This is a genomic window from Kineosporia sp. A_224, from assembly GCF_002198655.1.
GTDB lineage: Bacteria > Actinomycetota > Actinomycetes > Actinomycetales > Kineosporiaceae > R-H-3.
This window is the reverse complement of sequence record NZ_MWLN01000148.1, coordinates 1-21,117: the sequence shown is the minus strand read 5'-3', so window position 1 is coordinate 21,117 and position 21,117 is coordinate 1. Positions and strand designations below refer to the sequence as shown.

At 74.8% G+C, this 21,117-nt stretch carries 19 protein-coding genes and 1 pseudogene; 13 read left to right on the top strand and 7 right to left on the bottom strand.

What is annotated here, in order from left to right:
* A partial coding sequence (locus EDJALFJO_RS13080) for a phosphatidate cytidylyltransferase (RefSeq protein WP_198950254.1) occupies window positions 1–716 on the top strand: 716 nt, incomplete at its 5' end.
* Between the two features lie 3 nt (window positions 717–719).
* Here the strand turns inward: EDJALFJO_RS13080 and EDJALFJO_RS13075 are convergent.
* Both EDJALFJO_RS13075 and EDJALFJO_RS13070 read right to left on the bottom strand, forming a co-directional pair.
* Complete coding sequence (locus EDJALFJO_RS13075; protein ID WP_088285881.1) at window positions 720–1,223, bottom strand: DUF4240 domain-containing protein; 504 nt, start codon at window positions 1,221–1,223, stop codon at window positions 720–722.
* Window positions 1,224–1,291: 68 nt separating this feature from the next.
* Window positions 1,292–3,904, bottom strand: a complete 2,613-nt coding sequence (locus EDJALFJO_RS13070; RefSeq protein ID WP_088285879.1) for a phosphoketolase — start codon at window positions 3,902–3,904, stop codon at window positions 1,292–1,294.
* A 464-nt stretch (window positions 3,905–4,368) separates the two neighbouring features.
* Between EDJALFJO_RS13070 and rlmN the strand changes: the two genes are divergently transcribed.
* Both rlmN and EDJALFJO_RS13060 read left to right on the top strand, forming a co-directional pair.
* Entirely contained in the window at window positions 4,369–5,706 is a 1,338-nt protein-coding gene (gene rlmN, locus EDJALFJO_RS13065; RefSeq protein ID WP_088285878.1) for a 23S rRNA (adenine(2503)-C(2))-methyltransferase RlmN, read from the top strand.
* 160 nt (window positions 5,707–5,866) lie between these two features.
* A complete protein-coding gene (locus EDJALFJO_RS13060; protein ID WP_158220420.1) occupies window positions 5,867–6,424 on the top strand; it encodes a DivIVA domain-containing protein in 558 nt (185 codons plus the stop codon).
* Between the two features lie 3 nt (window positions 6,425–6,427).
* Here the strand turns inward: EDJALFJO_RS13060 and EDJALFJO_RS13055 are convergent, their stop codons facing one another.
* The gene (locus tag EDJALFJO_RS13055) at window positions 6,428–6,838 is read right to left on the bottom strand and encodes a PPOX class F420-dependent oxidoreductase (RefSeq protein WP_088285874.1); all 411 of its coding nucleotides are present in this window, start codon (window positions 6,836–6,838) and stop codon (window positions 6,428–6,430) included.
* 216 nt (window positions 6,839–7,054) lie between these two features.
* Here EDJALFJO_RS13055 and EDJALFJO_RS13050 point away from each other — a divergent pair, with 216 nt between their 5' ends.
* Complete coding sequence (locus tag EDJALFJO_RS13050) at window positions 7,055–8,203, top strand: hypothetical protein (protein ID WP_143448549.1); 1,149 nt, start codon at window positions 7,055–7,057, stop codon at window positions 8,201–8,203.
* Between the two features lie 174 nt (window positions 8,204–8,377).
* Window positions 8,378–10,276, top strand: coding sequence for a propionyl-CoA synthetase (locus EDJALFJO_RS13045; protein WP_088285870.1), 1,899 nt, complete (start codon window positions 8,378–8,380; stop codon window positions 10,274–10,276).
* 809 nt (window positions 10,277–11,085) lie between these two features.
* On the opposite strand, the pseudogene EDJALFJO_RS35595 reads toward EDJALFJO_RS13045, so the two are convergent.
* Window positions 11,086–11,412, bottom strand: a pseudogene (locus EDJALFJO_RS35595) (collagen-like protein); the annotation flags it as partial.
* A 411-nt stretch (window positions 11,413–11,823) separates the two neighbouring features.
* Between EDJALFJO_RS35595 and EDJALFJO_RS13035 the strand changes: the two are divergent.
* From EDJALFJO_RS13035 to EDJALFJO_RS13010, 6 genes are all read left to right on the top strand, one after another.
* The gene (locus EDJALFJO_RS13035; protein WP_088285868.1) at window positions 11,824–12,447 is read left to right on the top strand and encodes a PadR family transcriptional regulator; all 624 of its coding nucleotides are present in this window, start codon (window positions 11,824–11,826) and stop codon (window positions 12,445–12,447) included.
* Window positions 12,444–13,199 (top strand): ABC transporter ATP-binding protein, encoded by a 756-nt coding sequence (locus EDJALFJO_RS13030; RefSeq protein WP_088285866.1) that lies wholly within the window; start codon window positions 12,444–12,446, stop codon window positions 13,197–13,199. The genes EDJALFJO_RS13035 and EDJALFJO_RS13030 overlap by 4 nt, the downstream gene beginning before the upstream one ends.
* Window positions 13,196–14,725, top strand: coding sequence for a hypothetical protein (locus tag EDJALFJO_RS13025; RefSeq protein WP_088285864.1), 1,530 nt, complete (start codon window positions 13,196–13,198; stop codon window positions 14,723–14,725). Before EDJALFJO_RS13030 ends, EDJALFJO_RS13025 begins: the two co-directional genes overlap by 4 nt.
* A gap of 103 nt (window positions 14,726–14,828) precedes the next feature.
* Complete coding sequence (locus EDJALFJO_RS13020; protein ID WP_088285863.1) at window positions 14,829–15,518, top strand: CDP-alcohol phosphatidyltransferase family protein; 690 nt, start codon at window positions 14,829–14,831, stop codon at window positions 15,516–15,518.
* On the top strand, window positions 15,518–16,042 hold the full coding sequence (locus EDJALFJO_RS13015; RefSeq protein ID WP_088285861.1) for a hypothetical protein: 525 nt from the start codon (window positions 15,518–15,520) through the stop codon (window positions 16,040–16,042). The genes EDJALFJO_RS13020 and EDJALFJO_RS13015 overlap by 1 nt, the downstream gene beginning before the upstream one ends.
* Window positions 16,043–16,102: 60 nt before the next feature.
* The gene (locus EDJALFJO_RS13010; protein ID WP_088285859.1) at window positions 16,103–16,486 is read left to right on the top strand and encodes a hypothetical protein; all 384 of its coding nucleotides are present in this window, start codon (window positions 16,103–16,105) and stop codon (window positions 16,484–16,486) included.
* Here EDJALFJO_RS13010 and EDJALFJO_RS13005 read toward each other — a convergent pair.
* The 3 genes from EDJALFJO_RS13005 to EDJALFJO_RS12995 all read right to left on the bottom strand — a co-directional run bounded on the left by EDJALFJO_RS13005 (window position 16,483) and on the right by EDJALFJO_RS12995 (window position 19,349).
* On the bottom strand, window positions 16,483–17,097 hold the full coding sequence (locus EDJALFJO_RS13005; RefSeq protein WP_088285856.1) for a dihydrofolate reductase family protein: 615 nt from the start codon (window positions 17,095–17,097) through the stop codon (window positions 16,483–16,485). The genes EDJALFJO_RS13010 and EDJALFJO_RS13005 overlap by 4 nt on opposite strands.
* 83 nt (window positions 17,098–17,180) lie before the next feature.
* The gene (locus EDJALFJO_RS13000) at window positions 17,181–18,374 is read right to left on the bottom strand and encodes an acyl-CoA dehydrogenase family protein (protein WP_088285854.1); all 1,194 of its coding nucleotides are present in this window, start codon (window positions 18,372–18,374) and stop codon (window positions 17,181–17,183) included.
* A 108-nt stretch (window positions 18,375–18,482) separates the two neighbouring features.
* Window positions 18,483–19,349 carry a hypothetical protein gene (locus EDJALFJO_RS12995; protein ID WP_088285852.1) on the bottom strand — a complete coding sequence of 289 codons (867 nt, stop codon included), beginning with the start codon at window positions 19,347–19,349 and terminating at the stop codon, window positions 18,483–18,485.
* Between the two features lie 276 nt (window positions 19,350–19,625).
* Here EDJALFJO_RS12995 and EDJALFJO_RS12990 point away from each other — a divergent pair, with 276 nt between their 5' ends.
* Both EDJALFJO_RS12990 and EDJALFJO_RS12985 read left to right on the top strand, forming a co-directional pair.
* Window positions 19,626–20,297: a hypothetical protein gene (locus tag EDJALFJO_RS12990; protein WP_143448548.1), complete on the top strand. Its 672-nt coding sequence runs from the start codon at window positions 19,626–19,628 to the stop codon at window positions 20,295–20,297.
* Between the two features lie 86 nt (window positions 20,298–20,383).
* Window positions 20,384–21,007 carry a hypothetical protein gene (locus EDJALFJO_RS12985; RefSeq protein WP_088285848.1) on the top strand — a complete coding sequence of 208 codons (624 nt, stop codon included), beginning with the start codon at window positions 20,384–20,386 and terminating at the stop codon, window positions 21,005–21,007.
* Window positions 21,008–21,117: the final 110 nt, after the last annotated feature.

Below are 21,117 nucleotides of genomic sequence, written 5' to 3'. Positions count from 1 at the left end.
TGTCCTTCTCGCGCATCGCCGTCGTCGCGGTGTGGGAGATCGCGACGGCGATGCGCGAGAAGGACATCGTCGTCCCGGTCCCGCCGCTCGCCGTCGGCGCCGTGGGGATGCTCGTCTCCGCGTTCGTCGCCGGCCCGCCCGGGCTCATGGTCGCGTTCGTGCTCACGGCGTTCGGTGTGCTGCTCTACCGCGTCATCGAGGGCTTCGACGGTGCGGTCAAGGACGTCACGGCAGGGGTCTTCACGGCCGCCTACGTGCCGTTCCTCGCCGGCTTCGCGATGCTCATGCTCGCCGCGGACGACGGCCCGATGCGGGTCATCGTCTTCGTCGTCGTGGTCGTCGCGAACGACGTCGGCGGCTACACCGCGGGCGTGCTCTTCGGCCGGCACCCGATGGCACCGACGGTCAGCCCGAAGAAGTCCTGGGAGGGCTTCGCCGGGTCGGTCGTGCTGTGTGCGGCGGCCGGGGTGGGCACCGTGGTCCTCCTGCTCGACGGGCCGTGGTGGGCCGGTCTCGCGGTCGGCGCCGCGGCGGCCGTCAGCGCGACCCTCGGCGACCTCTCCGAGTCGCTGCTCAAGCGCGACCTCGGCGTCAAGGACATGGGCAACCTGCTGCCCGGGCACGGCGGCATCATGGACCGGCTCGACTCGCTCCTGCCGACCGCGCCGCTGGCCTACCTGCTGCTGCTCGTGCTCGTCCCGCCGATCGCGCTCTGACGCCTACTGCGGGTTGCCGGCCGGGAAGCCGTCGCGACGCCAGCCGCCGTCCGGGTTCGAGCCGGTCTCGTAGTCGAGCAGGTCGGCTCGCCCGTGGTGGTCGTGGTACCAGTCGCGCCCGGAGCAGCCCGCGTAGGCCTCCGGCACGACGCCGAGCAGGAACTCGCCGTCCATGTCCCAGCGGCGCTTGAACAGCCGGTGGTCGGCGAGGACCGCCTCGACCGTCGCGCGCCCCTCGCCCACGGCCGCGCAGCGTGCGTAGAGGAAGCCGTCGGCGCTGATCCCCGGGATCCGCGGCATCCACCAGGGCTCCTGGGCGGCGCGCCATCGCTGGGCGGCGATCGACCGCAGGTCGAGCCGGTGCAGCACCTCGTGGAGCCGCTGGCCGAACGCGACGACCGTGTCGGTGTCCGTCCGCCTCAGCTCCAGGTACAGCCGGTGGCACGACTCCGCGTCCGCCCGGCCGCCGAGCACCGCGACGAGCTCCCAGAACCGGTCTTCGTCCATCACGGCCCGCAGTCTGCCAACCGGCCGGGGCAGCCGCGGGCCTGTCGGCCGCAGCCGCCCCCTCCGGCTCAGTCGGACGCCGTCGCGGCGGCCGCGCTCACGGCGTCCGTGCTGGTCGGGCGGCGATCGCCCGCCTCGTCGCCGGAGCCGCGGGTCCACATCCACTGCGACACCTCCGGCAGGTCCTCGCCCATCGTCCGGGTGTACTGCCGGTGCCGGATGAGCTGGTCCTGGAGCTGCTGGCGGTAGTGCGCCGCGCGGTCCCCGAGCTGCGGGAGCCGGTCGAGGGCGTCCATCGCGAGGTGGAAGCGGTCGATCTGGTTCATGACGCACATGTCGAACGGCGTCGTCGTGGTGCCCTCCTCCTTGTACCCGCGGACGTGGATGTTCGCGTGGTTCGTCCGCCGGTACGTGAGCCGGTGGATGAGCCACGGGTAGCCGTGGTAGGCGAACACGACCGGGGTGTCCTTGGTGAAGAGCGCGTCGAACGCGGTGTCGGACAGGCCGTGCGGGTGCTCGCGGTCGTCCTGCAGACGCATGAGGTCCACGACGTTGACGAACCGGATCCTCAGGTCGGGGAAGAAGCCGAGGAGGATGTCGACCGCCGCGAGCGCCTCCTGGGTCGGGACGTCGCCGGCGCACCCGAAGACGATGTCCGGCTCCTCGCCGGCGTCCGTGCTCGCCCACTCCCAGATGCCGATCCCCTTGGTGCAGTGGACGACCGCCTCGTCCATCGTCAGGTACTGCAGGGCCGGCTGCTTGCCCGCGACGATGACGTTGACGTAGTTGCGGCTGCGCAGGCAGTGGTCGCCGACCGAGAGCAGCGTGTTCGCGTCCGGCGGCAGGTACACCCGGATGACGTCGGCCTTCTTGTTGACGACGTGGTCGATGAACCCCGGGTCCTGGTGGCTGAGGCCGTTGTGGTCCTGGCGCCACACGTGCGACGTCAGCAGGTAGTTCAGCGACGCGACCGGACGGCGCCACGGGATGTCGCGGGTCGTCTTGAGCCACTTGGCGTGCTGGTTGAACATCGAGTCGACGATGTGGATGAACGCCTCGTAGCACGAGAAGAAGCCGTGCCGGCCGGTGAGCAGGTAGCCCTCGAGCCAGCCCTGGCACGTGTGCTCGGACAGGATCTCCATGACCCGGCCGCCGATGCCGAGGTTGTCGTCGCCCTCGACGGTCTCGGCGGTCCAGGCCCGCGGCGTCACCTCGAGCAGCGACTGCAGCCGGTTGGAGTTGTTCTCGTCCGGGGCGAAGACCCGGAAGTTGCGCTGGTCGAGGTTGTCCCGCATGACGTCGCGGAGGAAGTCGCCGAGGACCTTCGTCGACTCGACGGCCCCGGTGCCGGGCTCCTTCACGTCCACGGCGTAGTCGCGGAAGTCCGGCATCCGCAGCTCGCGGAGCACCTCACCACCGTTCGCGTGCGGGTTCGCGGACAGCCGCCGCCCGCCGTCCGGGGAGAGCGAGCGGACGAGCGCGACCGGCGTCCCGTCGTCCCCGAAGAGCTCCTCGGGCCGGTACGACCGCATCCACTGCTCGAGGAGCGCGAGGTGCTCGGGGTTCTTGCGGGTGTCGGCGAACGGCACCTGGTGCGACCGCCAGGACCCCTCGCTCTTCCTGCCGTCGACCTCCGCGGGGCCGGTCCAGCCCTTGGGGGAGCGCAGCACGATCATCGGCCAGCGCGGCCGCAGCGTCGCGCCACCGCGGCGGGCCTCGCCCTGGATCCGGCGGATGTCGTCGAGGCAGCCGTCGAGCGCGCGGGCGAACGCGTGGTGCATCGCCTCGGGGTCGTCGCCGGACACGATGACGGGGGCCCAGCCGTACCCGGTGAGGAGGGCGAGCAGCTCGCTCTCCGGGATGCGCGCCAGCACCGTCGGGTTGGCGATCTTGTAGCCGTTGAGGTGGAGGATCGGCAGCACGGCGCCGTCCCCGACCGGGTCGAGGAACTTGTTGCTGTGCCAGGACGTCGCGAGCGGGCCGGTCTCCGCCTCGCCGTCGCCGACGACGCACGCGACGACGAGGTCGGGGTTGTCGAAGGCCGCCCCGAACGCGTGCGAGATCGCGTACCCGAGCTCGCCGCCCTCGTGGATCGAGCCGGGGGTCTCGGGGGCGACGTGCGACGGGATGCCGCCGGGGAACGAGAACTGCGTGAAGAGCCGCTTCATCCCGGGCTCGTCCTGCGTGATCCGCGGGTAGACCTCGCTGTACCGGCCGTCGAGCCAGGCCGCCGCGACCGCGCCGGGGCCGCCGTGGCCGGGGCCGTAGACGTAGATCATGTCGAGGTCGCGGTCGAGCACCGTGCGGTTGAGGTGCGCGTGGACGAAGTTCAGGCCCGGTGTCGTGCCCCAGTGCCCGAGCAGGCGCGGCTTGACGTGCTCGGCGACGAGCGGCTCGCGCAGCAGCGGGTTGTCCGTGAGGTAGATCTGGCCGACCGAGAGGTAGTTCGCGGCCCGCCACCAGGCGTCGAGCGCGGCCAGGTCGGCGCCGTACAGGTACGGCTCGTGCGTCACGTGCGCCAGCGGCGACTCCTCGTGCCCCTGGATCGCCTGCGGCCCGCCGTCCGGGCTGCCCGGGGTGCCGGACGGCGACCCGTCGGCGGCCGCCGGGGCGTTCTCCGGGGCGTTCTCCGGGGCGTCGCCGCCGGACGCGGTGCCGTTCGTGCTCTCCCTGGTGGACATGGCGCTCCGCCCCTCCTCGCGTCGGTGGGTGACCGACCGTCTGCCGCAAACGGTTCCACCCTCTCGGCAGCCTGCCACCGGACGCGCCGACGAACGTCCTGCCGGCGGGTGAGCGTTCGGTGAACGGTCCCTGGCGGTGCTCGCCGCCGGCGGGGCCGGGCCGGTGACGGTCGCGCGCCACAGCATCGACGTTGCTTCGCGAAACGCCGGGACCGGTGCGGCGTGTCGCGAAGCAACGTCGACGTTGTGGCGCGGCCAGCGGTCGGCGGCCTGCTCCATGACCACAGCGCATACAGAACGAGCGTGCCTGGCCGGTTTCCGGCGTCCGACGGGCACTTGTGGTTGCGTTGCGGCGCGATCCGGCTCCCGGGTCTGCGCGGGTCGACGCTCCTGGCTCGCTGGTGAGGGCAGAGCGAGCACCGTGGCGAGGCGGGACGGGGCGGCGATGAGAGACTGGACGCCTCATGTCCATCGAGAACACCGCCCCCGAGACCGTGCCCGCCGGGGCCCCCGCCGACGCCACCGGGCTCGCCGACGCCACCGAGGCCGCCGTCCGCCCGCGGCCCGGCGAGCTGCAGATGGCGGCCCCGCGCCGGCCGAAGCCGCCACGGCACCTCGCCGACCTCACGGCCGGCGAGCGGCGGGAGGCCGTCGCGGCGCTGGGGGAGAAGCCGTTCCGGGCCAAGCAGCTGTCCGTGCACTACTTCGACCGGCTCGTCGCCGACCCCGCGCAGATGTCCGACCTGCCGGCGGCCTCGCGGGACCGGCTCGTCGGTGACCTCCTGCCGTCGCTGCTGTCGCCCGTGCGGGTGCTCGAGTGCGACGGCGGGGCGACGGTCAAGACCGTCTGGAAGCTCTTCGACGGGGCGCTCGTCGAGAGCGTCCTCATGCGCTACCCGCAGCGGGCGACCGTCTGCGTGTCGAGCCAGGCCGGCTGCGGGATGAACTGCCCGTTCTGCGCCACGGGCCAGGCCGGGCTCACCAGGAACATGTCGACGGCCGAGATCGTCGAGCAGGTCGTCTCGGCCGCCCGCGGTCTCGCGCACGGCGCACCGGCCGGTACCGCGGACGGCGTCCCGGACGCCGGCGCCTTCCCTGGCGCGACGACCGCGGCCACCCTCGGGCTCGGCGACGAGTCCGACGAGTCTGGCGAGGGCGACGACGAGGACGGCGGCACGCCCGCCGAGCGCGCGCTGCGCCGGGCCCGGGTCTCGAACGTCGTCTTCATGGGCATGGGTGAGCCGCTCGCGAACTACCGGGCGGTCGTCGGCGCCGTCCGCCGGCTCACCGACCCGCGCCCGGACGGGCTCGGGATGTCGGCGCGCGGCGTCACCGTGTCGACCGTCGGGCTCGTCCCGGCGATCGAGCGGCTCGCGGGTGAGGGCCTCCCGGTGACGCTCGCCCTGTCGCTGCACGCACCGGACGACGAACTGCGCGACGAGCTCGTGCCGATCAACACCCGGTTCAGCGTCGCCGCGGCCCTCGACGCCGCCTACGGGTACTTCCGGGCGACCGGCCGCCGGGTGAGCATCGAGTACGCCCTCATCCGCGACGTCAACGACCACGCGTGGCGGGCCGACCGGCTCGGCACGCTGCTCAACCAGCGCGGCCGCGGCTGGGTGCACGTCAACCCGATCCCGCTCAACCCGACGCCCGGCTCCCGGTGGACCGCGAGCGACCCGCGGGTCCAGGACGAGTTCGTCGCCCGGCTGCGGGCGCACGGCGTCCCGACGACGGTGCGCGACACGCGCGGGCGGGAGATCGACGGGGCCTGCGGGCAGCTCGCCGCGACCGCGGGCTGACCGGCCCTCCCGGACCGGGTGCACGGGGCGACACGCCCGGCGACACGCCGTGACACGCCGCGACGGGAGTGCCTGCGACGCGCCGCGATCAGCCGAACGGTGGACCCCGGGGGACCTCAGGGCACCTGACCCCGGGCCCGTGATGATGCACAATCATCGGGTGACCGACACGTTCCCGCATGCGAGCCGCATGGCCAAGGGCTATGACGTCGAGCAGGTCGAGGCCTTCCTCGCCCGGGCGCGCGCCGCTTACGAGGACGCCGGCCGCGGCCCCGCCATGACGTCATGGCACGTCCGCACCGTCGGCTTCGACCTCGTCCGCGGCGGGTACGACGTCGAGGCGGTCGACGCGGCCCTGGACCGGATCGAGGACGCGTTCGCCCGTCGCGAGAAGCAGCGCGGCGAGGAGCGCGCCGGGTCCTCCGGCTGGCAGAGCCAGCTGCGGACCCAGGAGCAGTCGCTGCGCGCGCAGCTCGCCCGCCCCGACGGCCAGCGCTTCCCGCGAGGCTCCGGCCTCGAGCTCACCTACGACCCCGACCAGGTGGACGAGCTGTGCCGCCGCATCGAGGAGTCGTTCGGGATGGGCCGCCCGCTCCCGCCGGACTCGGTGCGCCTGGCCGTCTTCAAGAGCCGGCGCGGGTCGCGCGGCTACCGCGAGGCGGCGGTCGACGCGTTCCTGGACCGGGTCGTCGAGCTCCTCGTCGTCGCGACGGTCTGACCGTCAGCCGGCCTGCTCCTCGGGCGGCACCCAGCCCAGCACCCGGTCCACCGCGATCTCGATGACGACGCGCTCCGGGTTCTCCCGCGGCCGCCGGTACCGGCCCGCGTAGCGCTCCTCCGCGTCGCTGACGGCGGGAGCGTCGTCGCGTACCGACGCGACCCCCTCGAGCGCGAGCCAGCGCCGCCCGTCGACCTGGCACACGACCGCCCGGCCGCCCCGGGACGCGTTGCGCACCTTGACCGACCCCCGGCTCGTGATGACCCGTGCGACCCGCGCGGCGTCGTCCCAGGTGAACCCGACGGCGACGACGTGCGGGCTCCCTTCGGGGCGCAGCGTCGTGAGCGTGGCGAGGTGCCGCTCGGTGAGGAAGGTGCGGACGGCGGTCGGCAGCGCGGCCGGGTCGAAGCTCACGGCACCAGCCTGCCGCAGGGGTCCGTGAGTTGGCGCGTCCGGGCCACATCGCGGCCCCGGAACGACGAGGATGACGGCATGCAACAACGCTGCGCGGTCGCAGGCCGACGCAGTCTGGGGGGACGCGTCACCGCCTTCGTCGCTTGTCTCGCGACACTCGTCGTCACCGCCCTCGTGGGCTCCGCCGCGCCTGCCGCGGCCCGCGGCACGCCGCGGGTGACGGGCACCGACCTGCTCGTGGTCTGGGACGGCACCCGGGAGACAGCCGCCGTCCGCTGGCGGTTCGACAGCCCCGTGACCCGGGTGAGCTGGCTCGTCGCGACCCCGGCCAGGGCGCGGACGACGACCCTCGCCGCGGGCACCCTGGCCCAGGTCGCGGACGCCGCCAGGCCGCGGGACCGCTGGGTCGTCACGCACCCGTGGCTGCTCTTCTCGGACGACGGCGCCCGCGCCCGGGACCACCTCGCCGCCCCGCTCGCCCCGACGGGCACGACCGTGTCCGGGGTCCGGGCCGGCCGGCTGTCCGGGCAGACGGCCGTGCTCGCCGCCGCCCGCGCGGCGGGCCTCGAGGACGACGCCGCGACCCGGGTCTGGGCGCGGGACGTCCGCCGGCTCGGCTGGACCGTCCAGGTCGTCACGGTGACGACGTCGACGCCCTCGACCGTCGTCGGCCCGGTGGCGATCGACTTCGCGACGTCGACGCCGCTCGTGCCGTCCACGGCGTGGCCGGCCACGACCGGCGGGGTCACGCTCCTCGCGGTCGCGCCGCGCGTGCTCGCGCCGGCCCAGCCGGACCTCGCGCTGCCCACGGCGGACGACCTCGCCGACACGGCGGACGCCACCGGCACCGCCGAGGCGGCCTCGGAGTCGCTCGCCGGCCCGGCGGCGTCCGGGAGCGCGCGCAGCAGCGTCCCGACGTTCACGGTCGACAACGCACGGACCCTGCCCTCCTCCCTGCCCGCGCTCGAGGGCCGGACCGCGCCGGCCCGCGGCTGGGTCGTCACGGCCCTGTCCGGGCGCGACCTCGGCAGCGCACCCACGGTGCTGCTCCCGCAGGGCGGCCCGATCAAGGACTGGCGCACCCAGGTCGGCGTGTGGTGGCCCGGCTGGGGGTCGGCGGCGCTCACCGTTCTCGTCGTGGTCGTCCTCGCGGGGCTCGGCACCGTCGCGGCACGGCGGCGGGCCCGTCGGCCCGCGGCACCGCCGGCCGACGTGCCCCCGCCGCTGCTGCCCGCCGCACCGACGGAGCGGGTGGACACCCTCACCGACCTGCCCGTCGTCGGGGCGCCGATGGTCGACCTCACCGCCGCCGACGTGCCGGACCCCGTCGGCGACACGAGGCCGGACATCCACCCGGTCCGCTGACCGGTGTCGCCGACGTCGCCGGTGTCGCCGGTGTCACGACGGCCGGACGGCGGCCCCGACCTTGGTCCCGGTGGACCGTGACGGGGCCCGCCGCTCGTCGCACGCGCGCGCCCCGTCGTCGCGCGCCACGGGGTGCCGCTCGACGCGGGGCGGCGCAGCCGCGACGATGCACCCATGACGACCCAGGGCAACGGCGCCTACGCGGACGCGTACCGCCGCAGCATCGAGGACCCGGCCGGATTCTGGGGCGACGCCGCAGCAGGCATCGACTGGATCAGGAAACCCGGGCGGGTGCTCGACGACGACGTCCCGCCGTTCTACCGGTGGTTCCGCGGGGGCGTCCTCAACACGTGCTTCAACGCGCTCGACCGGCACGTGGTCCACGGCCGCGGCGACCAGCCGGCGATCATCCACGACTCCCCGGTGACCGGCACCCAGAAGGTCATCACGTACGCCCAGCTCCTCGACCAGGTCGCGCGGTTCGCCGGGGTGCTCCGGGCGCTCGGGGTGGAGAAGGGCGACCGGGTCGTCGTCTACATGCCGATGGTCCCCGAGGCCGCGGTCGCGATGCTCGCCTGCGCCCGGATCGGCGCGGTGCACTCCGTCGTCTTCGGCGGCTTCGCGCCGAACGAGCTGGCGATCCGGATCGACGACGCGACGCCGAAGGTCATCGTCTCGGCGTCGTGCGGCATCGAGCCGTCGCGGACGATCCCCTACAAGCCGATGCTCGACCAGGCGATCGAGCTCGCGACCCACAAGCCGGACCGCTGCGTCATCCTCCAGCGACCGCAGGTCGTCGCCGAGATGGGGGAGCGGGACGTCGACTGGGCCACGGTCATGCGGCCCGGTGCCGTCGACCCCGCCGAGTGCGTGCCCGTCGAGGCGACCGACCCGCTCTACGTGCTCTACACGTCCGGCACGACCGGCAAGCCCAAGGGCATCGTCCGCGACAACGGCGGGCACGCGGTGGCGCTGCACTGGTCGATGTCGAACGTCTACGGGATCAACCCCGGCGAGGTGTTCTGGGCGGCCAGCGACGTCGGCTGGGTCGTCGGCCACTCCTACATCGTCTACGCGCCGCTGCTCCTCGGGGCCACGACGGTGCTCTACGAGGGCAAGCCGGTCGGGACCCCCGACGCGGGCGCCTTCTGGCGGGTCGTCAGCGAGCACAAGGTCGCGGCGCTGTTCACCGCGCCGACCGCGTTCCGGGCCATCAAGAAGGAGGACCCGAACGCCGAGCACCTCGCGCGCTACGACGTCTCGTCGCTGCGCACGCTCTTCCTCGCCGGCGAGCGGCTCGACCCGGACACCTACGAGTGGGCCTCGAGCAAACTGGGCATCCCGGTCGTCGACAACTGGTGGCAGACCGAGACCGGCTGGCCGATCTGCGCGAACCTGCGCGGCCTGGAGCCGATGCCGACCAAGCCCGGGTCGCCGTCCGTCGCGGTGCCGGGCTACGACGTGCAGGTGCTGAACGAGTACGGTGAGGAGCTCGGTCCGGACGCCGAGGGCGCCATCTGCATCAAGCTGCCGATGCCGCCGGGCACCCTGCCGACGTTGTGGAACGACGACGAGCGCTACGTCGGCGGCTACCTCTCGGCGTACCCGGGGTACTACCTCACGGGTGACGGCGGCTTCAAGGACGCCGACGGCTACCTCTACGTCATGGGGCGCACGGACGACGTCATCAACGTCGCCGGGCACCGGCTGTCGACGGGCTCGATGGAGGCCGTCCTCGCCGGGCACCCGATGGTCGCCGAGTGCGCCGTCGTCGGCGTCCACGACGAGCTCAAGGGCCAGGTTCCGCGGGGCTTCGTCGTCCTGAAGGCGGGTGTCGAGGCCGACCCCGAGACGCTGCGCAAGGAGCTCGTGCAGGCGGTCCGCGACCAGATCGGCGCCGTCGCGGCGCTGCGCGACATCGACGTCGTCGCCGCGCTGCCGAAGACCCGCTCCGGCAAGATCCTGCGCAAGACGATGCGGGAGATCGCCGACGGCAAGACGCCGACGGTGCCGAGCACGATCGAGGACGCGAGCGTGCTCGACGCCCTCGCCCCGGTGCTGCGCCGCGGCTGACCGCCCCGGCCCGGACGACGCGGAAGGGCCCGCCGGTCGCGAGACCGGCGGGCCCTTCGTCATGCGCCCCGGGTAGGGCCGGGGATCAGGCGGCGCAGATGACGTACGCCGTGTTGCTGCTGCTGGAGCTGTCGAAGCGGACCGTCCAGCCGGTGGCCTGGTTCGACCCGTTGACGACCGGGAACGACATGGTCATCGTGCGCTGGCTCGAGCTGCTGCCGCCGCCGCCGAGGGCGACCTTGCCGGACGGGCAGGTGGCCGTGACGCTCGTCGAGTTCGAGCTGTTGCTGACGACGCTGGCGCCGCTGGCGCCGCTCGCACCGGTGGCGCCGGTGTCACCCTTCGGGCCCTGGGCACCGGTCGCGCCCGTGTCACCCTTGTCGCCCTTGAGGCCCTGGGCGCCCGCCGCGCCGGTGTCGCCCTTCGCACCCTGCAGGCCGGTCTCGCCCTGCGGACCCTGCGGCCCGACCTCGCCCTGCAGGCCCTGGGCGCCGGTCTCACCGGTCAGGCCCTGGAGCCCCTGGAGGCCCTGCTCGCCCTGCGCACCGGTCGCGCCGGTGTCGCCCTTCTCGCCCGGCAGGCCCTGGAGACCCTTGAGGCCCTGCTCGCCCTGGGCGCCCGTCGCGCCGGTGTCGCCCTTCTCGCCCGGCAGACCCTGCAGACCCTGGAGGCCCTGCTCGCCCTGGGCGCCGGTCGCGCCGGTGTCGCCCTTCTCGCCCTGGATGCCGGGGCCGCCGTTCTCGCCCTTCGGGCCCTGGTCGCCCTGGAGGCCCTGGTCGCCCTGGGCGCCGGTCGCGCCGGTCTCGCCNGCCGGTCGCGCCGGGCGCGCCGGTCGCACCCTTGGCGCCGGTCGCGCCGGTCGCACCCTTGGCGCCGGTCGCGCCGGTGTCGCCCTTGACGCCCTTCTGGTTCCAGGCGATCGCCTTCTCGCCGGTGACGCACCGCTGGGTGGCGGTGTCGATGACCCGGATCGTGCCGGTCGACGTCTTGAGGCACGCCGTGATGACGTTGTTGGAGACGATCGCGGCCTGGGCCGCGGCGACGCCCCCGACGAGGACGACGGCGGTGCCGGCACCGACGAGGAGCGTGCGACGGGCACGGCCGGCGGGACGGGTGGCGCGGGTGAAGACGGACATGGAATGGACCCCCTACGGTCTCGTTCGGTCGAGAGCGGGGGGTTCGCCACTAGCTCCCCGTCAGGTCCTGCGCTGAGTGCGCGGGGCGACCATGTGCACCTGACGGATCGTTGCTCGCTCTGGCCGGCGGTGTGTCGCCTGCCATGAACAACAATGGCTGAGCATCACCATGCGTGACAGTCGCTGACCGAGTGATACCGGGATGGCGTAACGGAACGTGATGCGATGCCCCGTGCGGGGGCCGGGAACCGGGACAGAACATGCCGGGACCGGACGGGCCGGGCTGATGCGGCCCGCTCTCCGGTGCCGGCGTCGTCACCCGTCCGGTCCCCACCGTGCACGGGTGGCGCATCGGTCGGGGCGGACCCTAGGTATTCACTGAATGAATACATCGTGTGTATAGTCATCGGCATGAGCACAGCCGACGTCGTCCTCGCGCTGCTGTCGCGCGGGCCGGCCCACGGGTACGACCTCAAGCGCGGTCACGACACGTGGTTCGACCAGGGCAGGCCGCTCGCCTTCGGCCAGGTCTACGCGACGCTCGCGCGGCTCGAGCGCGACGGGCTCGCCGCGGTCGCGCACACCGAGACCGGTGGCGGTCCGGAGCGCACCGTCTACGAGATCACGCCGGCCGGCCGGGCCCGGCTGGCTGCCTGGGTCGCCGAGCCCGCGGAGCCGGCGGCGCCCGGAGCCGACGAGCTCATCCGCAAGACGGTGGCCGCGCTCCGGCTCGGCCTCGACCCGGCGGGCTTCGTGGCCCGGCAGCGTGCGGCGCACCTGCGACGGATGCGGGCGCTCGAGCAGACGCCCGCGACGGACCCGACGAGCCGGCTCGTCGTCGAGCACGCGGTCGCGCACCTCGACGCCGACCTGCGGTGGCTCGAGGTCGCGGCCGGGTACGTGTCGACCGACGGTGCCGCCGCGCCCGTCCAGCTGCTCCACCACGTCGCGGCCGGCGACCACTCCGACGACAGCCCAGACGACCAGTCCGACGACAGCCCAGACGACCACTCCGACGACAGGAGCCGGGCATGACCCCGCCGAGCACACCGGGCGATCTGCCCGGAACCCCGCCGCCGGACCACCTCGCGGCCACCGTGCCGGTGCCCGCCGGTGCCGTCCTCGAGGCGCACGGCGTCCAGCACGCCTACCGGCGCACGGTCGCGCTGCGCGGGGTGGACCTGCGCGTCGACGCCGGCGAGGTGGTCGCGGTGACGGGCCCCAGCGGCTGCGGCAAGTCGACCCTCCTGCACGCGGCGGCCGGGCTGCTCGTGCCTCAGGCGGGCACGGTCACCCTGCTCGGCCGTGACCTGGCCCGGCTCACCGAGGACGAGCGTGCCCTGCTGCGACGTCGCGAGGTCGGCATCGTGCTCCAGTTCGGCCAGCTCGTCCCCGAGCTCACCGCCGTCGACAACGTCGCGCTCCCGCTGCTGCTCGACGGCCACCCGGCGGACGGCGCCCGCCGGCTCGCCCTGGACTGGCTCGAGCGCTGCGGCGCCGAGGACGTCGCGGCGACCATGCCCTCGGACATGTCGGGCGGTGAGGCGCAGCGGGTCGCGGTGGCGCGCGCCCTCGTCACCGGCCCGAGCGTCGTCTTCGCCGACGAGCCGACGGGCAGCCTGGACACGCTCGCCGGTCGGCAGGTGCTCGGGCTGCTCGTCGCGGCGGTCCGGGAACGCGGTGCGAGCCTCGTGATCGTGACGCACGACAACACCGTCGCCGCGAGGTCCGACCGCGAGGTCCGGCTCGTCGACGGCACCGTGGCGTCCGAGGCGGTGCTGCGGTGACCCGGGGCGCCGCGGCCCGGGCGCGGAGCGCGGCGGCCGTCGTCGCCCGGTCGGTCGGAGGGGACCCGGCCGAGCGACGACGGCGTCGGCTGCTCGGGGCGGCGCTGACGTGCTGCGCCGCGTTCCTGCTCGCCGCGGTCGCGGTCGCGACCTTCGGTCTGGCCGGTCCGGAGTGCCTGCGGACGCCGGGCGGCTCGACGGTCTGCGTGGACAGCGGCGGGGGCTACACGGTGACCTCCCCGCCGGGGGTCTCGGAGCCGATCGACGACTTCAGCTTCGGCGGCCGCCTCGTCCCGGACACCTCCGGTCTCGCGCCCTACGTCGGAGAGTCCGGGCTGCGCCCGGGCGTCGTCGTCGCGGCCCTGCTCCTCGTCGTCCCCTTCGCGGTCTTCGCGCTGCAGGTCGTCCGGCTCGGCAGCGCGGCCCGGGAGCGACGCCTCGCGGCGCTGCGGCTGCAGGGGGCGACCTCTGCCGACCTGCGCCGGATCGCCGCGGCCGAGGTCCGCGGCACCGGGCTCGTCGCCGGGGTGGCGGGCCTGCCCGCCTACCTCGGGCTTTGGCTCCTCCTGGGGGTGCTGCCGCCCAGCGGCTGGCGGCTGCTTCCGACCCCCGCCGCGGCCCTCGTCGTCGGCTGGCCGGTCGTCGCCGTCCTCGTCGTGGTCGCGGCGGTGCTCGCCGCCCGGCGCGCCGCGGACGTCGGCACGGTCGACGCGCTCGGGCTCTCGCGCCGTCGTGCGCGCCCGCTCAGCCGCTCGTCCGCCACGACGACAGCGGTGATCCTCGGCGTCCTCGTGCTCGGTCTGGTGCTGTTGTTCCTGGCCCCGAACGGTGCAGCGGCCGGGGTCGTGGTCCTCGTGCTGCCGTTGGTCTTCGTCGCGGCCGCCGTCGCCGCCGGGCCGTGGATCGTCGTCGCCGTCGGACGGCGCCATGTCCGTCGGGGGAACCCGGTCGCGGTGCTCGCCGGCCGTCGGCTGATCGCGGACCCGCGAACCCCCGGCCGCGTCGCCGGGGTGCTCCTCGCCGTCGGGCTCGCCGTGGGTTTCGCGGTGAGCGACGTCATCGGCATCTTCCTCAGCGGCCGGACCGACCCCTACGATCTCGCCTTCTTCGGCGGCGGGATCCTCACCGCCCTCGCCGCGATCGGGCTCGCCGCGGTCGTCGCGGCGCTGTCGCTCGTCGTCGGCGCCTCCGAGCAGGTGCTCGACGCGCGGCGTCCGACCGCGGCGCTCGTCGCGCTGGGCGCGGAGCCCGCCACGGTGGTCCGGGTGGTCCGCACCCAGCTGAGGTCCGTCTCTGTGCTGCCGGCGGTCGGCGGCGCCGTCGTGGGCGCGACCCTGCTCGGCGGGTGGTTCGCCGTCGCCGAGGGTGGCGGCCGGGCCTGGGTGGTGCCCGCGGCGCTCGGTGCCGTCGTCGTCGCGGTGCTCGTCGCCGGCGGCGCCGCGGCCCTCGGCGCGGCAGGGGCCCAGCGGCTCCTGCGCCGTCCGCTCGCCGAGGCGATGTCCGTCGAGAGCCTGCGCACCGCCTGACGGGTCCGCCCATGGGGGCACGCGCGGTCCGTCCGTGGTGGGACGCCTTGGGACGCAACGGGTCCGAAGCGTCGTCCGGGTCGGTACTTCGAGGGGGGAACTGATGCGAACGACGACGCTGCCCGGCCGGCCGGCCCCCGTCGGCCGGCCCCGGACCGGCCGGCTCCTGCTGGGTCTGCCACCGGCCCCGAACCTCATCACGCTCGTCCGGACCGCGGCCGCCATGGGGCTCGCGACCGCGGCCGCGGTCGCGGTCGCGGGCCGCGCCGGGGACGGCGGCGCCGGGCGGGGGGCGTGGCCGGCGGCGATGACCCTGCTCGTCGCCGGGTACCTCGTGTACTGGGTCGGCGACATGGCCGACGGTGCGGTCGCCCGGTGGCGCGGCGAGACGACCCGGCACGGCGCCGTCCTCGACATCGTCAGCGACCGGGCGTGCACGACGATGCTCGCGGTCGTCTTCGTCGGTCAGCGACCGGAGACCGCCGTCCCGCTGACGCTCTTCCTCGTCCAGTTCTGCGTGCTCGACACGATGCTGTCGCTGGGGTTCCTGCTCTGGGACGTCGACAGCCCCAACGACATGCACCTGGTCGACCGACTGCTGTACCGGCTCAACTGGTCGCCGCCGGCGAAGGCGCTCAACACCGCGGCCGTCGTCCTGCTCGTGCTGTCCGGGGCGCCCGTCCTGGCGAGCTCCGCGGCGCTCGGAGTCGCGGCGGTCAAGGTCTGGTCCCTGGCACGTACGGTCCGGCTGCTCGACGAGCGACGCGCGGGGCCGTCAGACAGGGCGGGCTGATGGACCCGGCCGTCGTCGCGGTCGCGTCGGCGCTCGTCGTCGGCGTGGTCGCCGCGCTGGTCCCCGTCGTCACGGCCGAGGTGTACCTCGCCGCCGTCGTCTCCGTCGTCACCGGGCCGGTCGGCCTGGCCTGCGCGCTCGCGCTCGCCGTCGGGCAGACCGTCGGCAAGTGCGTGCTCTTCGCGGCGGCCCGACGGGGACGGTGCTGGGCAGGGGGCCGGGACAGGCCGCGACGGCCGCCGCGGCGCCCGGCCGGCCGGCCAGCGCGGGCCCGCGCCCGCCTCGCTGCGTGGTGCAGGGGGACGGCGGAGCTGCTGGACCGGCCCTGGCCCGCAGCCGGGGTGCTGCTCGCGAGCGCGTCGGTCGGCCTGCCGCCGCTCGCCGCGACGAGCGTCGCTGCCGGCATCCGCCGGACCGGGCCGCTGCTCTTCGCCGGGTGCACCCTCGCCGGGAGGACCGTCCGCTTCGGTGCCGTCGCCCTCGGTGGCCTCGCCGTCGCCGGGACCGCACCGCTCGGCGGGTGACGCCACGACCCTGAGGTCACCGGGGATGCACGTCAGGGCGTCTTGACGAAGGATGACCGCATGACGCCTGACGCGCTGGAGCGCGAGCACACCCTGGCGACCGCGGTCTCGCGGCTGGACCTGCTCCGTCGCAAGGAGTCGTTCGCGGTGACGCGGGACGAGCTGGCGGCGGACGGCGTCCTGCCGGGTCCCGGCGTCTACCGGGACCAGCTGCGGACCGACGAGGCGCTGGAGCTGCTGGCGCTCGGCGAGGTGGTGACCCGGAAGGCGGCCTACGGGCGTCAGCTCACCGTGCGGTCGGCGCGGGCGGCGGGCGCGTCGTGGACGGCGATCGGCGCCGCGCTCGGGACGAGCCGGCAGGCCGCCTGGGAGGCGCACCAGCGGTGGCTGGCAGCGTCGGACGCCGGGCCGGTCGAGACGGAGCCGCCGCAGGACGACGCCTAGCCGGCAGCGGGCACCTGGTCGGTGATGTCGTCGTACCCCGCCGGGGCCGGCGGCTCGGTCGGTGCGTAGACGACGCGGATGACGCCGGTCGGGTAGGCCTCGGTCGCGACGACGGACAGGTGGTAGGGCGCGTCCCCGTCGTCGAAGAGCCGGCGGCCCTTCCGGGCGGCGACCGGGTGCACGAGCAGACGCAGCTCGTCGACGAGCCCCGCCGCGAGCAGCTGCTGGACGACGGAGATCGAGCCGGGCACGAGGATCCCGCGCACGCCCGGGTCGGCCTTCAGGGCGGTGACCGCCTCGACGAGGTCGCCCTCGAGCTGCTCGGAGCCGCGCCACGTGAACGCGAGGGGGCTGCGGGACGCGACGACCTTGCGGACGTCCCCGAGCTGCTTGGCGAAGCCCGCGTCGTCACCGCCCGCGGCCTCCCGGCCTGGCCACGCGCCGGCGAAGCTGTCGTACGTCTCCCGGCCGAGCAGCAGCACGTCCGCGGTGTCGTAGTCCTCGCTCACCGCGCGGCCCATGTTCTCGTCGAAGTACGGGAAGTGCCAGGCCGGGTCGATCTCGGCGACGCCGTCGGCCGAGACGAACAGGGTGGAGACGAGCTTCGCCATCGCGGGGGACCCTTCGGTGCGGAGTGGGGACGTGTCGGTGGACCGGGCCAGCACCGCAGTCTCATCGGCCTGCCCGCGATCCTTCAGCCCGAGAACGCGTTGAGCCCCGTGAGCGCCTTCCCGACGACGAGCTGGTGCACCTCCTGGGTGCCCTCGTACGTGAGCACCGTCTCGAGGTTCGTCGTGTGCCGCAGCGGCGAGTAGTCGGCGGTGATGCCCGACCCGCCGAGGACCGAGCGCAGCGTCCGGGTGACCTCGAGCGCCGTCCGCACGTTGTCCATCTTGCCGAGGCTGATCATCTCCGGGGTGAGCCGCGCGCCCGGCACCTCGCCGTCCTTGACCCGGCCGATGTGCAGCGCGAGGAGCACCGACTTCACGTAGGCCGCCTCGGCGTCCGCGAACTTCGCCTGGGTCAGCTGGAAGCCGGCGATCGGCCGGTCGAACTGCACCCGGGTGGCGGCGTACTCGAGCGCGACCGTGAGGCTGTCCCGCAGGGCGCCGGTGACACCCCAGAGGATCCCGAACCGGGCCTCGGTGAGGCAGGACAGCGGGCCCTTGAGGCCCACGACGCCCGGCAGGACCGCGTCGTGCGGCAGCCGGACGCCCTCGAGCACGATCTGCCCCGTCACCGAGGCGCGCAACGAGAGCTTGTCCCCGATCTCGGGGGCGCTGAAGCCGGGGCTGTCCGTCGGGACGACGAACCCGCGGACGCCGTCCTCGGTCTTCGCCCAGACGACGGCGACGTCGGCCACCGGAGCGTTCGTGATCCACATCTTCGCGCCGTCGAGCACCCAGTCCGCGGCCTCGCCGGTGCCGTCACGGCGGGCCCTGGTGCGCATCGACGAGGGGTCGGAGCCGGCGTCCGGCTCGGTGAGGCCGAAGCAGCCGAGCGCGCGCCCGGCGGCCATCTCCGGCAGCCACCGGGTCTTCTGCTCCTCGGAGCCGAAGGCGTGGATCGCGTACATCGCGAGCGACCCCTGGACCGACACGAGCGACCGGATCCCGCCGTCGACCGCCTCGAGCTCGCGGCACGCGACGCCGTACATCGTCGCGGTCGTCCCGGCGCAGCCGTAGCCCTCGAGGTGCATGCCGAGCAGGCCGAGCTCGCCGAAGAGCAGGGCGAGGTCCCGCGCCGGCAGCGAGCCGTCGACGTACCAGCGGCCCACGTTCGGGCGGACGTGCTCGTCGAGCACCGCGCGGACCGTCTTGGCGGTGTCGCGCTCGTCGTCGGTGAGGACCGCGTCGAGGGCGAGGAGGTCGTCGGGGGACGTCGTCATGCCCCCATCGTTCCACCGCCCGGACGCCACCGACACAGCGCATCGGTGACATCCGGGCGGGTCGTGGAGCTGCTGGTCGCCAGGCGGGCGAACCGTCGCGGCGGCAGGCTAGGCGTCGAGCCCGAACCAGGGCGCCCGGGCGAGCTCGGCCTCGAGCACCTCGCGGTCGCCAGGGTCGGCGCACGCCGCGGTGAGCCGGACGGCGGTCTCCCGGTGGGCCCGGCCCGCCTCGACGTCCCCGGTCGCCGCGAGGGCGCGGGCGAGCGCCTCGTACGCGAACGGCGCGTCCCAGTCGGACGTGACGTCGGGGTTCGCCTCGACGAGCGCGAGACAGCGCCGGGCGTGCCGCAGCGCGACGTCCGGCTCGCCGACCGCGAGCGCCGCCCGGGCGATCGCGTGCTCGGCCCGGGCCGCGTTCGCGGCGTTGCCGCACTCGCGCCAGTGCCGGGCCGACGCGTAGGCGCCGTAGAGCACGAGCTCCTTGTCGTCCTGCGGGCTGTCCGGCGTGATGCCGTCGCCGAGCAGAGACCACACCTCGTTGTTCAGCTCGACGCCGAACCAGCGGTGCATGTCGCGCTCCTCGACGCGCGCCCGGCCGACGTTCTGCACGAGCGCCTGCCACCCCTCGAAGCCGTGCTTGCGGGCGAGCGCGACCTGCGCGTCCCGCAGCGTCAGCGCGGCCCGGCCCGCCGAGGTGGCGGTGAGCTCGGCGCCGCGCGGGTGGTGCCTGGCGACGGTCGCGACGTCGTCCGGCACCCCGCGCCGTACGCCCCGGCGCAGGTCCTTGGCCTGGGTCGCGAGCTGCTTGAGGTCCGGGTTGCCCGGCAGCGGGACGACGTCCCCGGTGTGCCGGCTGTGGTCGTGGTCGTGCGCGGCGTCGTCCGGGGCGTGGTCGTGCCCGCTGACGGGCTCGGTCACGGGCTCGGTGACGGGCTCGGTCACGGGCTCGGTGACGGGCGTGGCGGTGTCGTTCATGGCTGCCTCCTGCGGCAGATCCCGTGTCCGCTGAGTCGGGACCGCAAGAGGGGTCCGTACGACGGGGGTGGTGCTCCCCAGGTGCACTCGGTGCTTGCCGCGGACAGGAGGCGCCCTGGTGCGCTCTGGGGCAGATCCTGGCGAGTCCGCGGGCGCCGCGTCAATCCCCGTGAACTTTTCCGCCGCCCGGCCGCTCGTACCTGCCGGACCGCCGAGGGGGCGGTCGACAGAGCAGCACTCGCCAGGACCGTGACGGTCCGGAAGGGCACGATCATCATGACGCTCCACCGCCTCCCGCTCCTCGCCGGCACCGCCCTGCTCGCCCTCGGCCTCACCGCGTGCGGCGGGGCGGGCGTCTCCTTCGGCGACGAGGGCGTCACCGTCTCCGACGGCTCCGGCGCCGGCGTCAGCGTCGGGTCCGGCGGCACCACGGTCACCGACGGGTCCGGTGCCGGCGTCACCGTCGGGCCGGACGGCGTGCAGGCCACCGACGGGGCGGGTGCGGGCGTGAGCGTGGGCTCCGACGGTGTGCAGGCGACCGACGGGTCCGGCGCCGGGGTCAGCGTCGGGTCGGACGGCGGTGTGCAGGCCACGGACGGGTCGGACGGGTCGGGCGGGTCCCGGCAGGGCACCTTCGGCGTCACCGGCCGGGTCACGCTCGGCGGTGAGGTGACGTGGAGCGGACCCGTCACGGCGACCTGCGACGTGAACTCCGACCAGCGCACCGTCGTCGCGGAGCTGCCCGACGGGTACGTGCTCACGGTCGACACGAACGGTGCCCCGCAGTCGACGATCACCCTCGACGGCACCGCGGGGACCTGGGAGGCCGACTTCAACGGCGACGGCGGCTCCGTCGTCACCCTCACCCCCGGGCGGACGGTCCTGCGCGGTGCGCGCCTCGCCGGGGACGGCGGCACGGTGTCGGTCGAGGCGACCTTCACCTGCTGACGCCGAACCGCGACCCGCGACGGGGGCACCGGCCGATGCCGGTGCCCCCGTCGCGGCATGGCAGGATGCGGCCCCGGGGAGGCGACATGATCATGGCAGGACCCGGGCGGACGGCGGTCCGCCCCCTCGTGCTCGCTGCCGTCCTGCTCGCGGTGCTCGGTTCCGCCGGGTGCTCGCGCGAGCTCGAGGTCTCGATGTCCGACCCGCAGACCGTGACCGCCACCGGGACGGCCGCGGAGCCGGCCGCGGAGACGTCCACGGACGACGCGACCGCCCCGCCCTCCGACGAGGCGACGGTGCAGGAGGCCTCGGCCGCCGCGTCGCCGACGACGCGCACGAAGAAGCCCGCGTGGGGCGGCGGGACCCGGGTCGGCACCTACCGCACCCGCGGCACCGTCACGGGGGACGACGGGACGGACAGGGTGATCCGCTCGGTGACCGGCACGTGCGAGCTCGCCCACGACGTCCGGACCGTCACGTCGACCCTGGAGAAGGGCGCCGTGCTCGTCGTCCACGTCACCGGCCCGAACGTCGCGGAGATCACGCTCACCGTCGAGGGGGAGCCGACCCGCAGCGTCGAGTACGTCGGGGACGCGACACCGGTCATCACGCTGACCCCGCGGCGGACCGAGGTCCGTGCGGCGCTGCTCGTGCCGCCGGCCGGGTCCGACGCCCCGCCGGTCCGGGTCGACGCGTCCTTCGACTGCTGAGCGGCCGGGCGACGAGGTCGTCCCCGCCCGCCGGTGCCGAGGGGGCGGGACCGGCGGGCGGGGACGGGGCCGGCCCGCAGGGTCCGAGAGCGGACGGACCCGGTGCGGGG